Annotated in this window: 21 protein-coding genes; 5 read left to right on the top strand and 16 right to left on the bottom strand. The window is 60.5% G+C overall.

Annotated features, from left to right (window positions below):
• Positions 1 to 4: 4 nt before the first annotated feature.
• The 10 genes from atpA to mnmG form a co-directional block, all read right to left on the bottom strand.
• Positions 5 to 1,546: a F0F1 ATP synthase subunit alpha gene (gene atpA / locus AC07VH_RS17845; protein ID WP_034752701.1), complete on the bottom strand. Its 1,542-nt coding sequence runs from the start codon at positions 1,544 to 1,546 to the stop codon at positions 5 to 7.
• A 78-nt stretch (positions 1,547 to 1,624) separates the two neighbouring features.
• Complete coding sequence (locus tag AC07VH_RS17840; RefSeq protein WP_076564768.1) at positions 1,625 to 2,170, bottom strand: F0F1 ATP synthase subunit delta; 546 nt, start codon at positions 2,168 to 2,170, stop codon at positions 1,625 to 1,627.
• A gap of 2 nt (positions 2,171 to 2,172) precedes the next feature.
• Positions 2,173 to 2,643 carry a F0F1 ATP synthase subunit B gene (locus AC07VH_RS17835; protein WP_034752697.1) on the bottom strand — a complete coding sequence of 157 codons (471 nt, stop codon included), beginning with the start codon at positions 2,641 to 2,643 and terminating at the stop codon, positions 2,173 to 2,175.
• Positions 2,644 to 2,686: 43 nt separating this feature from the next.
• Entirely contained in the window at positions 2,687 to 2,965 is a 279-nt protein-coding gene (atpE, locus tag AC07VH_RS17830) for a F0F1 ATP synthase subunit C (protein ID WP_034752695.1), read from the bottom strand.
• A gap of 59 nt (positions 2,966 to 3,024) precedes the next feature.
• Positions 3,025 to 3,834: a F0F1 ATP synthase subunit A gene (gene atpB / locus AC07VH_RS17825; protein WP_046681851.1), complete on the bottom strand. Its 810-nt coding sequence runs from the start codon at positions 3,832 to 3,834 to the stop codon at positions 3,025 to 3,027.
• 51 nt (positions 3,835 to 3,885) lie between these two features.
• Positions 3,886 to 4,254 carry an ATP synthase subunit I gene (locus AC07VH_RS17820; RefSeq protein WP_034752692.1) on the bottom strand — a complete coding sequence of 123 codons (369 nt, stop codon included), beginning with the start codon at positions 4,252 to 4,254 and terminating at the stop codon, positions 3,886 to 3,888.
• A gap of 270 nt (positions 4,255 to 4,524) precedes the next feature.
• Positions 4,525 to 5,412 carry a ParB/RepB/Spo0J family partition protein gene (locus AC07VH_RS17815; RefSeq protein WP_475415779.1) on the bottom strand — a complete coding sequence of 296 codons (888 nt, stop codon included), beginning with the start codon at positions 5,410 to 5,412 and terminating at the stop codon, positions 4,525 to 4,527.
• 64 nt (positions 5,413 to 5,476) lie between these two features.
• Positions 5,477 to 6,247: a ParA family protein gene (locus AC07VH_RS17810; RefSeq protein WP_046681849.1), complete on the bottom strand. Its 771-nt coding sequence runs from the start codon at positions 6,245 to 6,247 to the stop codon at positions 5,477 to 5,479.
• Between the two features lie 167 nt (positions 6,248 to 6,414).
• Entirely contained in the window at positions 6,415 to 7,059 is a 645-nt protein-coding gene (gene rsmG / locus AC07VH_RS17805) for a 16S rRNA (guanine(527)-N(7))-methyltransferase RsmG (protein ID WP_494787601.1), read from the bottom strand.
• Positions 7,056 to 8,993: a tRNA uridine-5-carboxymethylaminomethyl(34) synthesis enzyme MnmG gene (gene mnmG, locus AC07VH_RS17800; RefSeq protein ID WP_475415781.1), complete on the bottom strand. Its 1,938-nt coding sequence runs from the start codon at positions 8,991 to 8,993 to the stop codon at positions 7,056 to 7,058. Before mnmG ends, rsmG begins: the two co-directional genes overlap by 4 nt.
• Positions 8,994 to 9,320: 327 nt before the next feature.
• Between mnmG and sugE the strand changes: the two genes are divergently transcribed.
• From sugE to AC07VH_RS17775, 5 genes are all read left to right on the top strand, one after another.
• Positions 9,321 to 9,641 (top strand): quaternary ammonium compound efflux SMR transporter SugE, encoded by a 321-nt coding sequence (gene sugE / locus AC07VH_RS17795; protein ID WP_494787602.1) that lies wholly within the window; start codon positions 9,321 to 9,323, stop codon positions 9,639 to 9,641.
• 11 nt (positions 9,642 to 9,652) lie between these two features.
• Positions 9,653 to 10,012, top strand: coding sequence for an NADH-quinone oxidoreductase subunit A (locus AC07VH_RS17790; protein ID WP_494787603.1), 360 nt, complete (start codon positions 9,653 to 9,655; stop codon positions 10,010 to 10,012).
• An 84-nt stretch (positions 10,013 to 10,096) separates the two neighbouring features.
• The gene (locus AC07VH_RS17785; protein ID WP_494787604.1) at positions 10,097 to 11,254 is read left to right on the top strand and encodes an iron-containing alcohol dehydrogenase; all 1,158 of its coding nucleotides are present in this window, start codon (positions 10,097 to 10,099) and stop codon (positions 11,252 to 11,254) included.
• Between the two features lie 44 nt (positions 11,255 to 11,298).
• Positions 11,299 to 12,090 carry an EAL domain-containing protein gene (locus AC07VH_RS17780; protein WP_494787605.1) on the top strand — a complete coding sequence of 264 codons (792 nt, stop codon included), beginning with the start codon at positions 11,299 to 11,301 and terminating at the stop codon, positions 12,088 to 12,090.
• A 95-nt stretch (positions 12,091 to 12,185) separates the two neighbouring features.
• A complete protein-coding gene (locus tag AC07VH_RS17775) occupies positions 12,186 to 13,154 on the top strand; it encodes an IS1595 family transposase (RefSeq protein WP_494804030.1) in 969 nt (322 codons plus the stop codon).
• Between the two features lie 53 nt (positions 13,155 to 13,207).
• Here the strand turns inward: AC07VH_RS17775 and AC07VH_RS17770 are convergent, their stop codons facing one another.
• The 6 genes from AC07VH_RS17770 to AC07VH_RS17745 form a co-directional block, all read right to left on the bottom strand.
• On the bottom strand, positions 13,208 to 15,271 hold the full coding sequence (locus AC07VH_RS17770) for a 3-hydroxybutyrate oligomer hydrolase family protein (protein ID WP_494787682.1): 2,064 nt from the start codon (positions 15,269 to 15,271) through the stop codon (positions 13,208 to 13,210).
• 82 nt (positions 15,272 to 15,353) lie between these two features.
• Positions 15,354 to 16,334, bottom strand: a complete 981-nt coding sequence (locus AC07VH_RS17765) for a branched-chain amino acid ABC transporter permease (protein ID WP_230540106.1) — start codon at positions 16,332 to 16,334, stop codon at positions 15,354 to 15,356.
• Positions 16,335 to 16,365: 31 nt separating this feature from the next.
• On the bottom strand, positions 16,366 to 17,250 hold the full coding sequence (locus AC07VH_RS17760; protein ID WP_475415787.1) for a branched-chain amino acid ABC transporter permease: 885 nt from the start codon (positions 17,248 to 17,250) through the stop codon (positions 16,366 to 16,368).
• Between the two features lie 161 nt (positions 17,251 to 17,411).
• A complete protein-coding gene (locus AC07VH_RS17755) occupies positions 17,412 to 18,620 on the bottom strand; it encodes an ABC transporter substrate-binding protein (RefSeq protein ID WP_494787607.1) in 1,209 nt (402 codons plus the stop codon).
• Between the two features lie 70 nt (positions 18,621 to 18,690).
• On the bottom strand, positions 18,691 to 19,419 hold the full coding sequence (locus AC07VH_RS17750; protein ID WP_070218917.1) for an ABC transporter ATP-binding protein: 729 nt from the start codon (positions 19,417 to 19,419) through the stop codon (positions 18,691 to 18,693).
• Positions 19,419 to 20,189 (bottom strand): ABC transporter ATP-binding protein, encoded by a 771-nt coding sequence (locus AC07VH_RS17745; protein WP_035823437.1) that lies wholly within the window; start codon positions 20,187 to 20,189, stop codon positions 19,419 to 19,421. Before AC07VH_RS17745 ends, AC07VH_RS17750 begins: the two co-directional genes overlap by 1 nt.
• Positions 20,190 to 20,208 lie beyond the last annotated feature (19 nt).

The following is a 20,208-nucleotide window of genomic DNA, read 5'->3' as shown; positions in this document are numbered from 1 at the left end:
CCGCTTAATATGCGCCGGATTTCTTGAAATCAGCAATGGCCGCCGACAGAGTTGCTTCGCTGTCTTTGTCGAGTTGCTTGGTTTCTTCGATCTTGGCCAGCAGAGCAGCTTGCTTGGTCTTCATGTAAGCGTGGACACCAGCTTCGAACGACAGCACTTGCTTGACTGGCACGTCGTCCATGAAGCCTTTGTTCACCGAGAACAGCGATACGGCCATCAGCGAGATCGACAGTGGCGAGTACTGGGCTTGCTTGAGCAATTCCGTCACGCGGGCACCACGGTCCAGCTGCTTGCGGGTCGATTCATCCAGGTCCGAAGCGAACTGCGCAAACGCGGCCAGTTCACGGTACTGCGCCAAGTCGGTACGGATACCGCCGGACAGGTTTTTGATGACCTTGGTCTGGGCGGCGCCACCGACGCGCGATACGGAAATACCGGCGTTAATCGCAGGACGGATACCGGCGTTGAACAGCGAGGTTTCCAGGAAGATCTGACCATCGGTAATCGAAATCACGTTGGTTGGCACGAAGGCGGATACGTCGCCAGCTTGCGTTTCAATGATCGGCAGTGCCGTCAGGGAACCGGTCTTGCCTTTGACGGCGCCGTCGGTGAACTTCTCGACGTAGTCGGCGTTCACGCGTGCTGCGCGTTCCAGCAGGCGGCTGTGCAGGTAGAACACGTCGCCTGGGTACGCTTCGCGACCTGGTGGACGGCGCAGCAGCAGCGAGATTTGACGGTATGCAACAGCTTGTTTGGACAGATCATCGTAAACGATCAGTGCATCTTCACCGCGGTCACGGAAGTATTCGCCCATGGCGCAACCGGAGTACGGCGAGATGTATTGCATGGCGGCCGATTCCGAAGCGGAAGCGGCGACAACGATGGTGTATTCCATCGCGCCGTGCTGTTCCAGCGAGCGCACGATGTTCTTGATCGACGAGGCTTTTTGGCCAATCGCGACGTAGATACATTTCATGCCCTGGCCTTTTTGATTGATGATCGCATCAATCGCCACGGCCGACTTGCCGGTTTGACGGTCGCCGATGATCAGTTCGCGCTGGCCGCGGCCAACGGGAACCATCGCATCGATCGACTTCAGGCCGGTTTGCATCGGTTGCGAAACGGATTCACGGGCGATCACGCCCGGGGCGATTTTTTCAATCGCGGCCGTCAGTTTGGTTTCGATGGCGCCTTTGCCGTCGATCGGCTGGCCCAGCGCGTTGACTACGCGGCCGAGCAGCTCAGGACCGACTGGCACTTCCAGAATGCGGCCGGTGCATTTCACCGTGTCGCCTTCGGAGATGTGCTCGTAGGCACCCAGAATCACGGAACCGACGGAGTCGCGTTCCAGATTCATTGCCAGGCCAAACGTGTTGCCTGGGAATTCCAGCATCTCGCCTTGCATCACGTCCGACAAACCGTGGATGCGGCAGATACCGTCGGCGACGGAAATAACCGTGCCTTGATTACGCACTTCAGCGCCGCCGTCAAGACCTTGGATCCGGCTCTTGATCAACTCGCTGATTTCAGATGGGTTGAGTTGCATACTAACTCCTAAAAGTGTTTCTCTCAGCTTGCGCGAGGGGTAAGGGTCTGTCTAAGCTGGCCTGCCGAAGCGCGTGTCTTACGACACCAGTGCAGCGTGCAGTTGCTGCAGCTTGGCGCGCACCGAGGTATCGAGCACTTGGTCGCCAACAACCACGCGCACGCCGCCGAGCAGCGATGGATCCACTGTGACGGCAGGGTTGAGCTTACGACTGAATTTCTTTTCCAGCGTTGCGACCAGCTCGGCCGTTTGGCCTTCGCTCAGATCGAAAGCGCTCGTGATCTCGGCGTCAGCCGCACCTTCCACACTGTTTTTCAACGTATGGAATTGCGCGCCGATTTCCGGCAGCAGGCTGATGCGGCCATTTTCGATCAACATGGTGACGAAGTTTTTCACTTCCTCATTGAGCGGCGATTTCAACAACGACAGGATGGTGGCGGCGACGTCGCTTTCCGAGACTTTCGGATTGCGCGCGTACGCCTGTACCTCGGGGTGGCTACCGATCTGTGCCAGTTCGGACACCAGTTCGGACCACGCCGCGAGGTTGCTTGACTCCTTACCAGCTTGGGCTACGCGGAACAAAGCTTCCGCGTAGGGACGGGCGACGGTTGCGAGTTCTGCCATGATTACAGCTCGACAGCAAGACGCTGCAACATTTCGGCGTGAGCCGTAGCGTTGACTTCACGCTTCAAGATCTGCTCGGCACCCTTGACAGCCAGGTCAGCCACCTGAGCGCGCAATTGTTCGCGTGCTTTCGACAGTTGCTGTTCGGCGTCCGACTGGGCTTGCGCAATGATACGCGCAGCTTCAGCTTGTGCATTTTGCTTGATCTCTTCAGCAACCAGCTGCGCGCGCTTTTCAGCGTCCGCAACGCGTTGCGACGCTTCTTCACGTGCACTGTTCAATGCCTCTTGCGCACGCTTTTCAGCGACAGCCATCGAAGCCTGACCTTGATCGGCCGCAGCCAATCCATCCGCGATTCGTTTGGCACGCTCATCCAGCGCATTGTTCAGCGCTGGAAATACGAACTTCATCGAGAACCAGACCAACACCGCGAAGGTGATCATCTGGCCGATGAGCGACATATTGATGTCCATACCTTTGCTCCTAACTAAAAGTTTCTCCTAGGGTTGGAGCGAATTACTGAGCAACAGCCGTCAGAGCGGACAGGAACGGGTTAGCGAACGTGTACAGCAGAGCAACACCAACGCCGATCATCGAGATAGCATCCAGCAGACCAGCGATAACGAACAGTTTGGTTTGCAGTTGTGGCATCAGTTCTGGTTGACGTGCCGAAGCTTCCAGGAATTTGCCACCCAAGATAGCGAAGCCCAGAGCGGTGCCGATTGCGGCCAGGCCGATGATGATTGCTGCTGCCAGAACGGTCATGCTTTGTACTTGTGCGATCAGAGCTTGCATAAAATTCTCCTAAATTTAAAAACGAAAGATACTAAAAAAACAAAATATAAAGTTAATGATTAATGTTTCTCAACCGCGAGGCTCAGATACACAACCGTCAACGCCATAAACACAAAAGCTTGCAAAGTTACAATCAAGATATGGAAAATTGCCCATGGACCACCCAACGCCCACTGTGCCCACCAAGGCAACAACGCGATCAAGATGAAAATCAGTTCGCCGGCATACATATTGCCGAACAGTCGCAGCGACAGGGAGATCAGTTTTGCAACCAGCTCAACCATTTGCAGCAAGAAATTGACAGGTGCCAGGGCGATCGTGCCGATCAGGCCGCTCGCATGGAACGGTGCCGTGAACAGTTCCTTGATCCAGCCGCCCAGGCCCTTGGCCTTGATCGAGAAGGCGATCACGCACAGCACCACCGACAGCGACATGGCGAAGGTGTGGTTGACGTCGGCGGTCGGCACGGCGCGCAGTTTATGCACGCCAAACCAGCTCAGGATCTTCGGCAACAGGTCAACCGGCAGGAAGTCCATCGCGTTCAACAACCAGACCCACACAAAAATAGTGATGGCCAGCGGCGCGATGACCTTGCTTTTCGCGTGGAAGGCCCCATTAATAGTGTCATTGACGATTTCCATGACCATTTCGACGAAGTTTTGCAACTTGCCAGGGACACCAGCCGTCGCGCGGCGCGACGCCATATAGAAAACAGCCAGGAAAACAAAGCCCAGAATGGCCGAAATCCAGAACGTATCCAGATTGATCATGCCGTCGGCACTTCTCAGGTGGGCCAGATGGTGACTGATGTATTCTGTGGCGTTGGCCGGGGCAGCATGGCCCGCTTCAATAGCGTGTTCTGTGGTCATAATGAATTTAGATTTGTCGTTTCAGAGCTCAACAGGCCCCAAAACCAATGATTAAACAGCGAGCAATGAAAACCAGTATGCTAAGGTTGCCACCGCGAAACCCAAGATCAGCCATAACCAGGCGGCCGACTGAAACAACACCAGTGCCAATATAAACAGCACCGCTGTGATAAATATTTTCACCACTTCTGCGCGCAAATGCGCCCGGAATGCCTTGTTGGCGTCGCTAGAACCGCGAACCACCAACAGGGCATACACCAGGCTACCGATGACTGCGATAGCGCCGCCGTATGCGGCGGACCAGCCTCTGACACTGCCACCAAAAAACAGGGTAACCGTGGCAAAACTGATAGCGATTGCTAGCTGCAATGCAACTACTTTGTAGACTGGCTTGGCAATACTTTGTTGTGAATCACTCAATTGCCAAGTTCCCAGAAAAATCTACACACGCAAAGACACGGGATTATAGTTGGCTTTGATCTATAGAGTCAAACGTTGCTGCACCGCAGCAGGGCAATTGCTGCGTGAAACTGACGCTTTACCGACTATTCGCCGCCATTTGCACCACTATATGGCAAAGTCGCTTGTCTGGCCGCTTCCAGCCGTGTTATCAAGGAATCACGTGGTGCATCCGGAAAGCATGGCCGGATCGGCCACACCCACATGGCCCCTGTCTTTGCAGCTTGCTATTTAACCACGCAAGCGGGTCAACAAACCATCCAGTACGTCAAGATCGGCAAAATCAATCACCAATTGGCCACGGCCCTTGTTGCCCATTTTGAACACCACGGGCGTGGCCAGCGCATCGGACAGCTCTTCTTCCAGGCGCGCGATGTCGCCGGACTTTTCCTTTTGCCGCGGCTCGACCGGGTTGGCCGCTTCCTCGACCGTGCGGGTGACGAGCTTTTCCGTTTCGCGCACCGACAGGCGCTTGGCCACGACCTGGTTGGCCAGGGTGATCTGGCTGGCCGCATCGACGGCCAGCAGCGCGCGCGCATGGCCCATGTCGATATCGCCGGCCATCAGCATGGTCTGCACGGGTGCGGCCAGGTTCATCAAACGCAACAGGTTCGACACGGCGCTGCGCGAGCGTCCCAGCGCAGTGGCCGCTTGCTCATGCGTAAAATTGAAGTCGGCGATCAGGCGGTGGATGCCCTGCGCTTCTTCCAGGGGATTGAGGTCTTCGCGCTGGATGTTTTCGATCAACGCCATGGCCGCGGCGGCCAGGTCGTCCACATCGCGCACCAGCACCGGTACTTCCGTCAGGCCGGCCAGCTGCGAGGCGCGGAAACGGCGCTCGCCCGCAATGATTTCATATTTGACAAGTCCGCTCAGGGTGTCTTGCCCGATGGGACGCACCAGGATCGGCTGCATCAGTCCTTGCGCCTTGATCGAGGCGGCCAGTTCATTCAAGGCCCCCTCGTCCATGCGCGTGCGCGGCTGGTACTTGCCGGCTTGCATTTGCGACACTGGCAAGTTCGACGGTTGATGCGTGTCCGGACTGGCGAAGTCGCCGCCGCCGCCGCCCAACAGGGCGTCGAGTCCGCGACCCAGTCCTTTTAATTTTTTCGTAGCCATGCTGTCCTAATCGTGTTTTCAGAGTAAGCGCTCACATCAAACCGTGCAGGCGCCCGCCCCTTGTTTACATATGTTTGATGCGTTCGACCATCTCGGCGCCGAAGGCGATATACGCCTGGGCACCTTTCGAGCTGGGGTCGAAGGTCACGCCGGGCAAGCCGTACGACGGCGCCTCGGCCAGACGCACGTTGCGCGGGATGATGGTATTGAAGACCTTGTCGCCGAAGTGCTGTTCCAGCTGCGCCGACACTTGTTGCGATAATGTCATGCGCGGATCGAACATCACGCGCAGCAAACCGATGATCTTCAAGTCCGGGTTCAGGTTCGCATGCACCTTCTTGATGGTGTTGACCAGGTCGGACAAGCCTTCCAATGCGTAGTACTCGCACTGCATCGGGATGATCACGCCATGCGCGGCGCACAGGCCATTCAGGGTCAGCATCGACAATGCCGGTGGGCAATCGACCAGGATGAAGTCATATTCACTGTCGACTTCGGCCAGCGCATCCTTCAGGCGGCGTTCGCGGTTGTCGAGTTCGACCATCTCCACTTCGGCGCCGGCCAGCTCGCGGTTCGACGGCAGCACATCGAAGCGCCCCGCTTCCGAACGCTGGCGTGCCGTCTTGACATCGGACTCGCCCAGCATGACCTCATAGGTCGACGCCTTCAGGCCGGCCTTGTTGATGCCGGCGCCCATGGTCGCATTGCCCTGCGGGTCGAGGTCGACCAGCAGCACGCGCTGGTTCAACTTGGCCAGACCGGCGGAGAGGTTGACGCTTGTTGTGGTTTTACCAACACCACCCTTTTGATTTGCTACACAAAAAATTTTGGCCATGTATCTTCTAGTTGTAAAGAGATGCAAACTTCATCGTGCGCCCCGGCATCCGGCCGAAACGATTTATACTGTTTATTTCATTTATACGATATAAATCGTTTATACGGTTTATATTATTTATACCGTATAAACTGTTTATATGATTTATACCGTTAATTCAGCGGCCTTTAAATTCTTGCCATAAAGACCAGATGACGCTCTGCATTTAGCCCTGGCACCTGGATCGCCCGTAATTCCGTCACTTTCCAGTCTGCCGGCAGTCGCTCGCGCTCGTCTGGCGGTGCCACCCCTTTCAAGGCGATGAATTGCCCGCCCTCGGCCAGCACGTGGTGCGACCAGTTGACGAAATCGGACAGGTCGGCAAAGGCGCGCGAGGTGATCACGTCGAATTTCTGCGCCACTTCCAGCTGTTCCACCCGCTTCGTGTACACGGTGACGTTGGCCAGCCCCAGTTCCGCCTTCACTTGCATCAGAAAAGCCGTCTTTTTATGCACGGTGTCGATCATCGACACCTTCACGTCGGGCCGCGCGATGGCCAGGACCATGCCCGGCAAACCGCCGCCGGCGCCCACGTCAAGCACATTCTTTGCATCCGCGAACGCCGGCACGGCGGCCAGCGAATCGAGCACGTGCAGGGTCAGCATCTGCATCGGATCGCGCACCGACGTCAGGTTGTACACGCTGTTCCATTTGGCCAGCAAGGCCAGGTAATCGAGCAGTTTTTCCGTCTGATCCGCGCTCAGGTCCAGCCCCAGCGCGGCGACGCCTTCATCCAAAATCTGGGCCAATGCGGCCCGGTCAAACTGCTTCATTCAACAACCTCGTCCTTTAAAGTGGTGGTCTGCGCGGCGCCGAAGCCGCGCTTTTTCAGGTGTACCAGCAGCAGCGAAATCGCCGCCGGCGTCACGCCGGAAATGCGCGAGGCCTGGCCCAGGGTTTCAGGGCGCTGCTTGTCCAGTTTTTGCCGCACTTCGACCGACAACGCGCCGATATCCAGGTAATTGAAACCTTCCGGCAAGGCCAGGTTTTCATAGTGTTCATGGCGCTCGATTTCCTTGCTCTGGCGCTCGATGTAGCCCGCATATTTGAGCTGGATTTCCACCTGCTCGCGCACGGCGGGGTCTTCCACGCCGGGGCCGGCCAGGGCCTGGCCTTCGATGCCCGTCATGCTCATCAGGGTGTCGTAGGCGACGTTCGGGCGGCGCAGCAGGTCCGCCAGCGAGTATTCGCGCTCGAGGGCCTGGCCGACGATGCGTTCCGATTCGGCGGCCGCCAGGATGCGCGGATTGACCCACGTGGAACGCAGGCGCTCGAGCTCGCGCGCCACCGCTTCGCGCTTGGTCTCGAACGCTTGCCACTGGGCGTCGCCCACGCAGCCCAAGGCGCGGCCGATTTCCGTCAGGCGCATGTCGGCATTGTCTTCGCGCAGGCTCAAACGGTACTCGGCGCGGCTGGTGAACATGCGGTACGGCTCCTGCACGCCCTGGGTGATCAGATCGTCGACCAGCACGCCCAGATAGGCCTCGGAGCGGCCCGGTACCCAGGCTTCCTTGTCCTGCGTCAGCAAGGCCGCATTCAGGCCCGCCAGCATGCCTTGCGCGGCCGCTTCCTCGTAGCCCGTGGTGCCGTTGATCTGGCCGGCGAAGAACAGGCCCGCGACGGCCTTCGTTTCCAGCGACGCCTTCAAGCCGCGCGGGTCGAAATAATCGTATTCGATGGCGTAGCCGGGACGCAGGATATGGGCGTTTTCCATGCCCTTCATCGATTGCACCAGGGCGATCTGCACGTCGAACGGCAAGCTCGTGGAGATGCCGTTCGGATAGAACTCGTGCGTCGTCAAGCCTTCCGGCTCGAGGAAGATCTGGTGCGATTCCTTGCCCGAGAAGCGGTGGATCTTGTCTTCGATCGAGGGGCAGTAACGCGGACCCACGCCTTCGATCACGCCCGTGTACATGGGGCTGCGGTCCAGGCCGGCGCGGATGATGTCGTGCGTCTGGCTATTCGTGTGCGTGACCCAGCACGGCACCTGGCGCGGGTGCATGGCCGTGTTGCCCATCACCGAAAACACGGGCACGGGATCGAGGTCGCCCGGCTGTTCCTGCATCACGGAAAAGTCGATCGTGCGGCCATCGATGCGCGGCGGCGTGCCCGTTTTCAGGCGGCCTTGCGGCAGTTTCAACTCTTTCAGGCGGGCGGACAAGGAGATGGCGGGCGGGTCGCCGGCGCGGCCGGCCGAGTAGTTATTCAGGCCCACGTGGATCTTGCCGTCGAGGAAAGTACCGGCCGTCAGCACGACGGCGCGCGCGAGAAACTTCAGGCCGATCTGCGTCACGGCGCCGACGACCCGGTCGCCTTCGACGATCAGGTCGTCGACCGCTTGCTGGAACAGCCACAGGTTGGTTTGGTTTTCCAAGCGCGTACGGATGGCGGCCTTGTACAAAATACGGTCGGCCTGGGCGCGCGTGGCGCGGACTGCCGGGCCTTTCGAGGAATTCAGGATGCGGAACTGGATGCCGGACTCGTCGGTGGCAATCGCCATCGCGCCGCCCATGGCATCGACCTCCTTGACCAGGTGGCCCTTGCCGATGCCGCCGATGGAGGGATTGCACGACATCTGGCCCAGTGTCTCAATATTATGCGTGAGCAATAGCGTCTTCTGCCCCATGCGGGCGGAAGCGAGGGCCGCCTCGGTACCGGCGTGACCACCACCGACAACGATGACGTCGAATTCTGTAGGAAATAACATGATAAATAGGTAACAGTGCAAGTAAAAATGCGGGAAGAGAGCTCCGATTATAGAGTCTTTTTGCGAGCGCAACCTTCCACGGGCCAATTTTTGCTTAATTTTTACTCAGCAAGGGCAAGTCAACGGCGATTTTTGTTTCACGTGGAACACGCAGCAGTGCCAGGACAGGGGCCTGCATGGGGCTGCGGCAGGGTGAAATGTTTGCTACAATTGCCCATCGTCCACTACCGTGGTCACGCCAGTGACCATCGCGACGATCATCCAGGAGGACGGCCTCCCCCATCATGGGAACACACCGGGACGGCCCGCTCTGTATAAGGAGCCGCCATGGCCTGGATACTTTTAATGATTGCCGGCATGCTTGAAGTCGTGTGGGCATACTCGATGAAACTCTCCGCGGGTTTCACCAGACTCACCCCCTCCGTGATTACCATCGTCATGATGATCGCCAGCTTCGGCTTGCTGTCGCTGGCCATGCGCACCCTGCCCTTGGGCACGGCCTACACCATCTGGACGGGCATCGGCGCCGTCGGCGCCTTTGTCGTCGGCATCGTCTTTCTGGGCGAACAAGTCAATGCCATGCGCGTGTGCGCCGCCGTCCTCATCGTGTGCGGCATCGTGCTGATGAAACTGTCATCGAGTCACTGAGAGGAATCCCCATGCTCCTCGAAAACTATTTCCCCGTGCTGCTGTTCATTCTGATCGGCATCCTCGTCGGCATCGTGCCCATGCTGCTGGGACGCGTACTCGGTCCGCACAAGCCCGATCCGCAAAAACTGTCCCAGTACGAATGCGGCTTCGAGGCGTTCGGCGATGCGCGCATGAAGTTCGACATCCGCTTCTACCTGGTCGCCATCCTCTTCATCCTGTTCGATATCGAGGTGATCTTCCTGATGCCCTGGGCGGCCAACGTCAACGCACTGGGACTTGCCGGCTTCTGGGCCGTCATGGGGTTTCTGGCCGTGCTGACCATCGGCCTGGCCTATGAATGGAAACGCGGCGCGCTGGAGTGGGAGTAAGCCCGGCTTCTGGTTCCACGTGAAACATGCGCGGGGTGGGAAAGCGGAGTAAGCTGGGCTTCTGTCCTTTTGTCGGGAGTTTGCATGTCCGCCTTCCAATTCCGCACCGTGCCGCATCTCATCGTGGAACCGGGCGCCGCCGCCCAGCTGGGCGTGCACATCGCCCACCACTTCCCTGCCGTGCGCCGCGCCCTGCTCGTCACCGACGCGGGCTTTTTGCGCACCGGCCTGGCCAATGCCTCTCTGCACAGCTTGCAAGCAACGGGCATCGAGGTCCATGTCTTTTCCGACGTGCAAGCCGATCCGCCCGAAGCCGTCGTGCTGGCCGGCGTGGCCCAGGCCCAGATGTTTCACGTGGAACTGATAATCGGCCTCGGAGGCGGCAGTTCGCTGGACGTGGCCAAGCTGATCGCCGTGCTGGCACCGGGCCGCCAGGAACTGGCCCAGCTGTATGGCATCGGCAATGTGCACGGCCAGCGCCTGCCCCTGGTGCAATTGCCGACGACGGCCGGCACGGGTTCGGAGGTGACGCATATCGCCATCGTCACCACGGGTGCCACCAGCAAGATGGGCGTGGTCGCGCCGCAGCTGTATGCGGACCTGGCCATCCTCGACGCCAGCCTGACCCTGGGCTTGCCGCCCGCCGTGACGGCCGCCACCGGCATCGACGCCATGGTGCATGCGATCGAAGCCTACACCAGCCGCCTGCAGAAAAATCCCTTGTCCGACATGCTGGCCACCCAGGCGCTGTCGCTGCTGTACGCCAATCTCGTCACCGCCTGCCGCGATGGCAGCAACTTGCCGGCGCGGCAAGCCATGCTGCTGGGCGCCATGCTGGCCGGCCAGGCGTTTGCCAATGCGCCCGTGGCCGCCGTACATGCGCTCGCCTATCCCATCGGCGGCCTGTTCCACGTGCCACACGGCCTGTCGAATGCGCTGGTGCTGCCCCACGTGCTGCGTTTTAATTTGTCCCATGCAGCACCGCTGTATGCGCAACTGGCCACCATCCTGCAGCCCGGCATTGTCGGCAGCGACGAAGCGCGGGCCGTGGCCCTGATCGACGCCATGCAGGCCATTGCCCAGGCCACGGGCATCGCGCGCACCCTGCGCGAAGTGGGCATCGCATTCAGCGACCTGGACCGTCTGGCCGATGAAGCCATGCTGCAAACGCGCCTGCTGGGCAACAATCCGCGGCCCCTCACGCGCGGCGATGCACGCGCCATCTATGCGGCCGCACTGTGAACCAGCAGACGGAGTCTGCCAACCCGCCCTGCTACACTGCCGCCATGACGCCTCCCGATATCCCCTTTCATCCCGACAGCACCAGTTTTCCCTACGGCGCCTGTGCCGGCTGCCATGACAGCGCGCCGCTGCCGTTTGCCTTCGAGTATGCCTATCAGCCCATCGTCGACCTGGCCACGCGCAACATCTATGCGCACGAGGCGCTGGTGCGCGGCCCCAACGGCGAAAGCGCGGCCAGCGTGCTGGCGCAAGTCAACGACGCCAACCGCTACCGCTTCGACCAGGCGTGCCGCGTCAAGGCCGTGGCCGGCGCCGCCCGGCTGGGCATGCAGGGCTTCCTGTCGATCAACTTCCTGCCCAATGCCGTCTACCGCCCGGAAGTGTGCATCCGCAGCACCCTGGAAGCGGCCAGGCTGCACCGCTTCCCTACCGACAAGATCATCTTTGAAGTGACGGAAGGCGAACGGGTGCAAGACCGTCCCCACCTGGTCGATATCTTCCGCGCCTACCGGCGCTTCGGTTTCCAGACGGCCATCGATGATTTCGGCGCCGGCCATGCGGGCTTGAACCTGCTGGCCGAATACCAGCCCGACATCATCAAGATCGACATGGACCTGGTGCGCGGCATCGATACGCTGGCGCCGCGCCAGGCGATCGTGCGGGCCATCGCCAGCCTGTGCAGTGAACTCGGTATCCGCGTGCTGGCCGAAGGCATCGAGACACGCGCCGAACGCGACTTCCTGGCCAGCTGCGGCATTTCCCTGATGCAGGGCTACTGGTTTTCCATGCCGGTCTTCCAGGGACTGGGCCGGATCGCCGATACGGCCTGGGAGTAATAAAAAGGCTCTGTCCCCGCTAAGTAGGGGAAGTCCGGGAATCTTCCTGTATCCCTGCTGTCTGACTGTACATCGCAGACAAACGGGAGCCCTCCATGCAGACCGGCCAATGGAAAACCTTCATCGCCCAGTTCGCCGCACTGAACCGTCGCCAGCGCCTGGCGGGTATCGCTCTGCTGCGAGGAAGCGCACCGCAGGACGCTGCCGCGGTACTCGTCGAAAACGTGGCCCGGCAGCGATTGCACTGTCCTGCCTGCAAGAGCAATCATGCTCACCGGCATGGCCATGCGCACGGACTGCAGCGCTACCGTTGCGTGCCGTGCGGCCGCACCTTCAATGCGCTCACCGGCACGCCGCTGGCGCGCTTGCGCCATAAATCACTGTGGCTCGATTACGCCGATTGCCTGCTGGCATCCGATTCCGTGCGCAAAGCGGCGTTACAGCTGGGCGTGCACCGCAACACCACCTTTCGCTGGCGCCACCGGTTTTTATCGTTGGCAAAAACGGACCGACCGCATTGCCTGCATGGCATTGCCGAAGCGGACGAACTGTATGTGCTCGAATCGGAAAAGGGAGCGCGGCATCTGACCCGTCCGGCGCGCCGCCGGGGCGGTCATGCCCGCCAACGTGGCATTTCCGATGAGCAGGTCTGCATCCTGGTGGCGCGCGACCGCACGGGGCAGACACTCGATTTCGTCACGGGAAAAGGAGCGCTGACGCAGGCGCAGGTGCGCCATTATTTGTTGCCCATGATCGACAAGGATATCCTGTTGCTCACCGATGGCCATGCCGCCTACCGGGCTTTTGCAAAGGAGGCGGGGATCAGCCACCAGGCCGTCAATTTGCGCGCAGGCATCCGGGTGCAGGGCGCCGTGCATGTGCAGCACGTCAATGCCTATCACAGCCGCCTGCGGGAATGGCTACGCCCCTTTCACGGGGTGGCGACGCGCTACCTGCCAAATTACCTGGGCTGGCGCTGGATACTCGACGCCGGGCGTATCCGTTCGCCGGAAACATTATTGAAGGCAACACTGGGAGCATTCCCACATCTGACGGTGACATAGCCAATAAAAAAGGCCACGTGAAACGTGGCCTTAGGTTCCACAGGCATTACCGCCTAGTTGGGAATATCGACCTGCGTCCCCGTCACGCTGATGGCATTAGCGGGCGCCGGCGTTGCCGCAATCGCCGGCACGTTGACGTTCGTGATCAAGGTCGACGCATCGGCACGCGTCACCGTGCGCACCACCTGCGATGGCGGCAAGGCTTGCTTGGCATTCAAGTGCGCATACATGGCGTCGAGCGCCCGGTTCAGGTACACGTGCAGCGGCACGATCAGGGTCGGCAAGGCGCTGCTGAAGGAATCGAAGTGGTTGGCATTGGTCACCTCGATATAGCGCAGCCGGCTATTTGCCCCTTCCACGGCGGCGTTCAGGCCCAGGTAGGCGCGCGCAGCGTGGTTGACGGGAATCAAGGTATCGCTGCGCCCGTGCACGATGAGGGCCGGCTTGCCCTGCAATTTGCCGCTGGCCGCTACCTCGGCCATGCCCGCCCGCACGCGCACGCTCTGCCCGGCCAGGGTGCCCTGCAAGTTGGCGCCGCTGACGGCGTCGCGCCCCGTCGCCAGGCTGCGCAGGCACAGGAAGCCATCGAGCGACTGGTCCGCCAGGCTGGTCGATGGCGACACGCCGGCCGTGTAGACCTTGGCGCCGCCCACGCTGTTCTCGTACACGACATTACCAGGGATGCCGTTTTGCGCGGCAAAGCTGACCGCCTTTTGCGCCGATGTGAACGCGATCGGATTGCCGCTGCCATCCGTCTGCGCAAACGTGAAACCGCACACTTTATCGGTCACGGAGAATTTTCCGTAGGCATACGCATACGTGACGGCCACGAGGATGTTCGTGCCCGCGTGCGAAGCCTGCAGCGGATCGGAATCGACCAGCCAGCCATACGCGCGCAAGCGCTGCTTCGCGTCCGCCTGCTGCGCCGCCAGGTCGGCGCCGTTTAGTAAGCCCTTCGCCACGAGCGCCGTGCAGCGTCCCGCATTGCCGGCCACGGAAGCGATGCACGGCTGATACAGGGCCGCATAGGTGGCGTAGTCGAACAGCGCGCGGCCCGGATTGGCGACCACCACCCCGCCCTGGCGCACGCTGTAGGCGCTCGACGCCGCCGGCTGGATTTGCGGCTCGCTGGCCGCCACGCCGCTGATCAAGCCTTTCGTATCCTGTTCCGCCGCCAGCAGGGCCGAGCCGGCGCCGTTGGAAATGCTCGAAGCGATCGTGATCGTGTTCTTCGGCGTCAGCCGCACGATGCGCGAACTGCCGTCGCGGGCCAGCACGCCGTAGCGCTCGTTCAACACGTAATACGCCATCTCGACCGCCTGCAAGGTGACCTTGCCCCAGTCCTTCTCCGGATTCTGCTGCGAGTGCGCATGCTTGAAGGCGACGCGGTTCGGGTAGGCGCCAGCCCAGGCCAGCCGGTCGGCATCGCCCAGGTCCGGCGCGAAGAGCGCGTTCTTGCCGGCGGCGACTCTTCCCACGCGCAAGCCGTTCTGCAGATTGACGCTGTCGTCCTCGAACACATACAAGCCCGTGCCGGAACCCTTGTCCGCATACGCCACGGCGCAGCCCTTCTTCAAACCCCATTCGCCCGAGCTGCCGATGGCGCCGTAGATGCCGCGCGAACCGCTGGACGTGCCCGTGACGATGCAGGCATGGTCCGGGTCGAAGCTGGCCGGCACCTGCACCATCAGGGTGACATTCTTCTTGCCCGTGCCATCGTCGGCATAGGCGAGGTATTCGCTGCCCGCCACCAGGCCCTCGCCGCTGCCCACGTTGCCGGCCGCATCCACGTTCGGTCCGTACAGGGTGCCGTAGCCGCTGTTGGCGGCGATGTCGAGCACGGCGCGGTAATTGGCGTAGATCGCATTGCGGCGCAGCTCGAGCGGCGTCGGCTGTTCAGCATTCGCATACGCGGGCGTGGCGCCCGCCAGCCCCGTCTTGCCCAGCCCTGCCGTCAGCAGATCGTTCGTCTTGCCGTCGTAGTCGGCGCGCGTGATGGTGCCCAGGTAGCTGGGCATCTGGTTCAGTTCTTCCGGCGCATGGTTGCTGCCGCAGGCTGCCAACGCCAGCAGGGTGCACAGGCTCGTGCCAACAGTGCCCGCGCGCGTGATCGTCATTTGCATGGTGGTTCTCTCCGTTGAAGTAACAGTGGACGCACAATGAAAAACGCCGGACGATCCGTCCGGCGTTGCTTGAAAATCAGACAGCGGCTTTTGCCGCCCTGCCGCCGAAACGCGCGATGGCTTCGCCGACGATGCCGCGCCGGAACAGCAGCACGCAGATGACGAAGATCACGCCCGTGACCATGCCCACCGATTCGCCCAGGGTGCCGAACCACTCGATGCCCGTGTGCGTGGCCAGGTAGGTGCCAACATCGCCCAGCTTGTTTTCCAGCGCGATGATCAGCACGGCGCCGAGGATGGGGCCGGACAAGGTGCCCATGCCGCCCACCAAGGTCATCAGCACGACCAGGCCCGACATGCCCCAGTACACGTCGGTCAGGGTTTCAAAGCCCAGCACCAGGGTCTTGGTGGCGCCGGCCAGGGCGGCGAGCGAAGCAGACAGGACGATGGCCATCAGCTTGTACTTGTTGACGTCGTAACCGAGCGAGATGGCGCGCGGCTCGTTTTCCTTGATCGCCTTGAGGACCTGACCGAAAGGCGAGTGGATGGTGCGTACGATCAGGGCGAAGCCGGCGACAAAAATGGCCAGCACGACGTAGTACAACACCGTGTCATTGCCCAGGTCTATCGTGCCCAGCAAGGTTCCACGTGGAACACCCTGCAAGCCGTCCTCGCCGCCCGTGAAGGGCAGGCGCAAGGCCAGGAAGTACACCATCTGCGCCAGCGCCAGGGTGATCATCGTAAAGTAGATGCCCTGGCGGCGGATCGCCAGGCCGCCGATCACCAGCCCCAGCAAGGCACCCGTGGCGACGCCGGCCAGCAAGCCCAGTTCCGTCGGCCAGCCCCAGGTGCGCAGCGCGTAGCCGGTGACATAGCCGGCGCCGCCGAAGAAGGCCGCGTGGCCGAACGACAGCAAGCCCGTATAGCCGATCAGCAAGTTGAACGCGCAGGCAAACAGGGCAAAGCACAGCAACTTCATCAGGAAGACGGGATAGCCGTAAAACGGGGCCGCCAACGCCAGCAGCAGGGCAATGGCGTAGCCTACATTCTTATTCATCGTGGTAGCTCCAATACATGACTGATGAGGATTACTTTTCTTTGCCGAACAGGCCGGCGGGACGCAGCAGCAGCACGATGACCATCACCACGAACACCACGGTGGCCGAGCCTTCCGGGTAGAACACGCGGGTCAGGCCCTCGATCACGCCCAGGCCGAGGCCCGTCAGGATGGAGCCCATGATGGAACCCATGCCGCCGATCACCACCACGGCAAACACGACGATGATCAGGTTCGAGCCCATCAGCGGCGAGACCTGGATGATCGGCGCCGCCAGCACGCCGGCGAACCCGGCCAGCGCCACGCCGAAGCCGAACGTCAGCGTCACCATCAGCGGCACGTTAATGCCGAACGCTTCCACCAGTTTCGGGTTTTCCGTGCCGGCCCGCAGGTAGGCCCCTAATTTGGTTTTCTCGATGACGAACCAGGTGGCCAGGCACACGGAGAGCGAGGCGATCACCACCCAAGCGCGGTAGTTCGGCAAGATCATGAAACCGAGGTCCGTCGCGCCGGCCAGCGCTTCGGGCACGGCATACGGCTGGCCCGAGACGCCATAGAAGGAGCGGAACACGCCTTCCATGATCAGGGTGATGCCGAACGTCAGCAGCAAGCCATACAGGTGGTCGAGTTTGTACAGCCAGCGCAGCATGGTTTTCTCGATCAGGATGCCGACCAGGCCGACGAGAATCGGGGCGACGACCAGCATGACCCAGTAACTGATGTCGAAATAGCTGAGGCCCATCCAGGCCAGGAAGGCGCCCATCATGTACATGGCGCCATGCGAGAAGTTAATAACGTTAAGCAAGCCGAAGATGACGGCCAGACCGAGGGACAACATGGCATAGAACGAGCCGTTGACGAGACCCAGCAGCAGCTGGCTCATCATCGCTTGTAATGGAACGCCGAAAATTTCCATGGCATCACAGTATAAAAAGCACCGCCGCAAGACGGTGTGGTATCAAGGGAAACGCGCCACCGCAAACGGGTACGGCGGCGCAAGGCGAACCCTGCGAGCGAAGCGCATGCAGGACGGAGCGCCCGCGCGGCGGCGGGCGCTCCGCGGATGTGGCTACAGCGTTACTTCCACAGCGAACACTTCGATTCAGCCTTGGTCACATACGCTTGCGCACCGGGTACGGTGGCCACCACCTTGTAGTAATCCCATGGGTATTTCGACTCGGACGGTTTCTTGACTTCCATCAGGTACATATCGTGCACCATGCGGCCATCGGGACGCACTTCGCCATTCTGGGTGAACATGTCGTTGATCTTGGTCTTTTTCAGATACGCCATGACCTTCTCGGTATCATCCGTGCCGATCGCCTTGACGGCTTTCAGGTAGTTCGCCGCGGCCGAATAATCGGCCGCCTGCAGCATCGACGGTTCCTTCTTCATCTTGGCGAAATAGCGTTTCGACCAGGCGCGCGTTTCCGCATTCAAGTCCCAGTACCAGCCATCGGTCAGGTACATGCCTTGCGTCAGGTTCAAGCCCAGCGAGTGGATGTCATTGATGAAGATCAGCAAGCCGGCCAGTTTCATCGATTTGGTCAGGCCGAACTCATTGGCCGCCTTGATGCTGTTGATGGCGTCGCCGCCCGCATTGGCCAGGCCGAGGATTTGCGGTTTGGCCGCTTGCGCCTGCAGCAGGAAGGACGAGAAATCGGACGCGCCCAGCGGATGCTTGACGCTGCCCAGCACCTTGCCGCCGGCCGCCTTGACGACCTCGGCCGTGTCTTTTTCCAGCGAATGGCCAAACGCATAGTCGGCCGTCATGAAATACCAGTTCTTGCCGCCCTGTTTGACGATGGTGCCGCCCGTGCCGCGCGCCAGCGCCACCGTGTCATAGGCGTAATGCACGGTGTACGGCGTGCACTCTTCATTCGTCAGACGCGAGGAGCCGGCGCCGATGGCAATAAAAATTTTCTTCTTTTCCGCCGCGACCTTGGCCATGGCCAGGCTGGCGCCGGAATTGGTGCCGCCGATCAGCATGTCGACGCCTTGCTGGTCGAACCATTCGCGCGCCTTCGAGGCGGCGATGTCGGCCTTGTTTTGATGGTCGGCGGAAATAAACTCCACCTTCTTGCCGGCCAGTACCACGCCGGCATCGGCGATCGCCATCTTGATGGCTTCCGCGCCGCCGAGGCCGTCGACGTCGGAATACACGCCCGACATGTCGGAAATAAAACCGATCTTGATGGTGTCGCCCGATACCTGGGCGTGCGCGGCAGCGGAAAAGCCCAGGGCGCAAATAGTGGCGGTGGCAATGGCGATAGCGTTACGTTTCATAGTGTCTCCGTTGGGATTATTGTTTGCTATTTAAACGATTGCTCGACGACGATACGGAACTACATGGGCATTACACGCCAAGCAGCTCGGTCAATACCGGCATCTTGGCTTCCAGTTCGGATGCAGCAAAAGTCTCGACGATCTGACCGTGCTCCATCACATAAAACCGGTCCGCCAGCGGCGCGGCAAACCGGAAATTCTGTTCCACCATGACGATGGTGTACCCCTTCGCCTTCAGGGTGGTGATCATGCGCGCCAGCCCCTGCACGATGACGGGCGCCAGGCCTTCGGAAATTTCATCGAGCAGCAGCAATCGCGCGCCCGTGCGCAGGATGCGGGCCACGGCCAGCATCTGCTGTTCCCCGCCCGACAGGCGCGTGCCCTGGCTGTGACGGCGTTCCTGCAAATTCGGGAACATGGCGTAGATTTCCTCCACCGACATGCCCTTCTCTCCGCTGGCCAGGGTCGGCGGCAGCAACAGGTTTTCCTCGGTCGACAGCGACGAGAAAATACCGCGCTCTTCAGGACAGTAACCGATACCCAGGTGGGCGATTTTGTGCGTGGCCAAACCTATCGCTTCGCTGCCATTGACTTTGATGGAGCCCGTGCGCGCGCCCGTCAGTCCCATGATGGCGCGCAAGGTGGTCGTGCGGCCGGCGCCGTTGCGGCCCAGCAAAGTCACCACTTCGCCCTGCTCCACTTTCAGATTGACGTCGTGCAGGATGTGCGATTCGCCATACCAAGTGTGCAGTTGCGTAATTTCCAGCGCGGGTGCGCCGCCATTCACTTGTGTCGCCATCAATGCGCCCCTTCCAGTTCGGCGTGGGTGGTGCCCATGTACGCTTCCATCACCTGCGGATTGCGCGACACTTCCGCGTAACTGCCCTCGGCCAGCATGGCACCGCGCTGCAGGACGGAAATCTTGTCGCAGATGCCAGACACCACGCTCATATTGTGTTCCACCATCAAAATCGTGCGGCCGGCCGACACTTTCTTGATCAGCTCGGTGACGCGGTGCACGTCTTCGTGGCCCATGCCTTGCGTCGGTTCATCGAGCAGCATCATTTCCGGCTCCATCGCCAGGGTCGTGGCGATCTCCAGCGCCCGCTTGCGCCCGTAGGGCATATCGACCGTGATGGTGTCGGCAAACTCCGTCAGGTCGACTTCGGCTAGCAAGGCCATGGCTCGGTCGTTGAGCTGGTTCAAGGCACGTTCGCTTTGCCAGAAGTGGAACGAGGTACCGAGCTGGCGCTGCAAGCCGATGCGTACATTCTGCAGCACGGACAAATGCGGGAAGACGGCGGAAATCTGGAAGGAACGGATCACGCCCATGCGCGCGATCTGGGCCGGTTTGGCGGCCGTGATATCTTTCCCATTGAACAGGATCTGTCCGGATGTGGGGACCAGGAATTTGGTGAGCAAGTTGAAACACGTGGTCTTGCCGGCGCCGTTAGGACCGATCAAGGCGTGGATATGGCCCCGCTCTACCTTCAGGTTCACCTCGCTCACAGCGGTGAACCCCTTGAATTCCTTGGTCAAATTTCTTGTTTCCAAGATTACGTTTGACATCGTGTCTCCTAGTTGTACT

The sequence above is a fragment of the Janthinobacterium sp. GW821-FHT03C10 genome (assembly GCF_059420865.1).
This window is presented reverse-complemented; position numbering and strand designations above follow the sequence as displayed.

Coding starts and splice junctions, on each gene's coding strand:
- AC07VH_RS17780 (WP_494787605.1), top strand. CDS start 11,299: ATGACGCCTCCCGATATCCCCTTTCATCCCGACAGCACCAGTTTTCCC.
- AC07VH_RS17760 (WP_475415787.1), bottom strand. CDS start 17,250: ATGGAAATTTTCGGCGTTCCATTACAAGCGATGATGAGCCAGCTGCTG.
- AC07VH_RS17770 (WP_494787682.1), bottom strand. CDS start 15,271: ATGACGATCACGCGCGCGGGCACTGTTGGCACGAGCCTGTGCACCCTG.
- AC07VH_RS17790 (WP_494787603.1), top strand. CDS start 9,653: ATGCTCCTCGAAAACTATTTCCCCGTGCTGCTGTTCATTCTGATCGGC.
- AC07VH_RS17745 (WP_035823437.1), bottom strand. CDS start 20,189: ATGTCAAACGTAATCTTGGAAACAAGAAATTTGACCAAGGAATTCAAG.
- AC07VH_RS17750 (WP_070218917.1), bottom strand. CDS start 19,419: ATGGCGACACAAGTGAATGGCGGCGCACCCGCGCTGGAAATTACGCAA.
- sugE (WP_494787602.1), top strand. CDS start 9,321: ATGGCCTGGATACTTTTAATGATTGCCGGCATGCTTGAAGTCGTGTGG.
- AC07VH_RS17835 (WP_034752697.1), bottom strand. CDS start 2,643: ATGGACATCAATATGTCGCTCATCGGCCAGATGATCACCTTCGCGGTG.
- AC07VH_RS17755 (WP_494787607.1), bottom strand. CDS start 18,620: ATGAAACGTAACGCTATCGCCATTGCCACCGCCACTATTTGCGCCCTG.
- atpE (WP_034752695.1), bottom strand. CDS start 2,965: ATGCAAGCTCTGATCGCACAAGTACAAAGCATGACCGTTCTGGCAGCA.
- AC07VH_RS17815 (WP_475415779.1), bottom strand. CDS start 5,412: ATGGCTACGAAAAAATTAAAAGGACTGGGTCGCGGACTCGACGCCCTG.
- mnmG (WP_475415781.1), bottom strand. CDS start 8,993: ATGTTATTTCCTACAGAATTCGACGTCATCGTTGTCGGTGGTGGTCAC.
- AC07VH_RS17840 (WP_076564768.1), bottom strand. CDS start 2,170: ATGGCAGAACTCGCAACCGTCGCCCGTCCCTACGCGGAAGCTTTGTTC.
- atpB (WP_046681851.1), bottom strand. CDS start 3,834: ATGACCACAGAACACGCTATTGAAGCGGGCCATGCTGCCCCGGCCAAC.
- AC07VH_RS17765 (WP_230540106.1), bottom strand. CDS start 16,334: ATGAATAAGAATGTAGGCTACGCCATTGCCCTGCTGCTGGCGTTGGCG.
- AC07VH_RS17775 (WP_494804030.1), top strand. CDS start 12,186: ATGCAGACCGGCCAATGGAAAACCTTCATCGCCCAGTTCGCCGCACTG.
- rsmG (WP_494787601.1), bottom strand. CDS start 7,059: ATGAAGCAGTTTGACCGGGCCGCATTGGCCCAGATTTTGGATGAAGGC.
- AC07VH_RS17810 (WP_046681849.1), bottom strand. CDS start 6,247: ATGGCCAAAATTTTTTGTGTAGCAAATCAAAAGGGTGGTGTTGGTAAA.
- AC07VH_RS17785 (WP_494787604.1), top strand. CDS start 10,097: ATGTCCGCCTTCCAATTCCGCACCGTGCCGCATCTCATCGTGGAACCG.
- atpA (WP_034752701.1), bottom strand. CDS start 1,546: ATGCAACTCAACCCATCTGAAATCAGCGAGTTGATCAAGAGCCGGATC.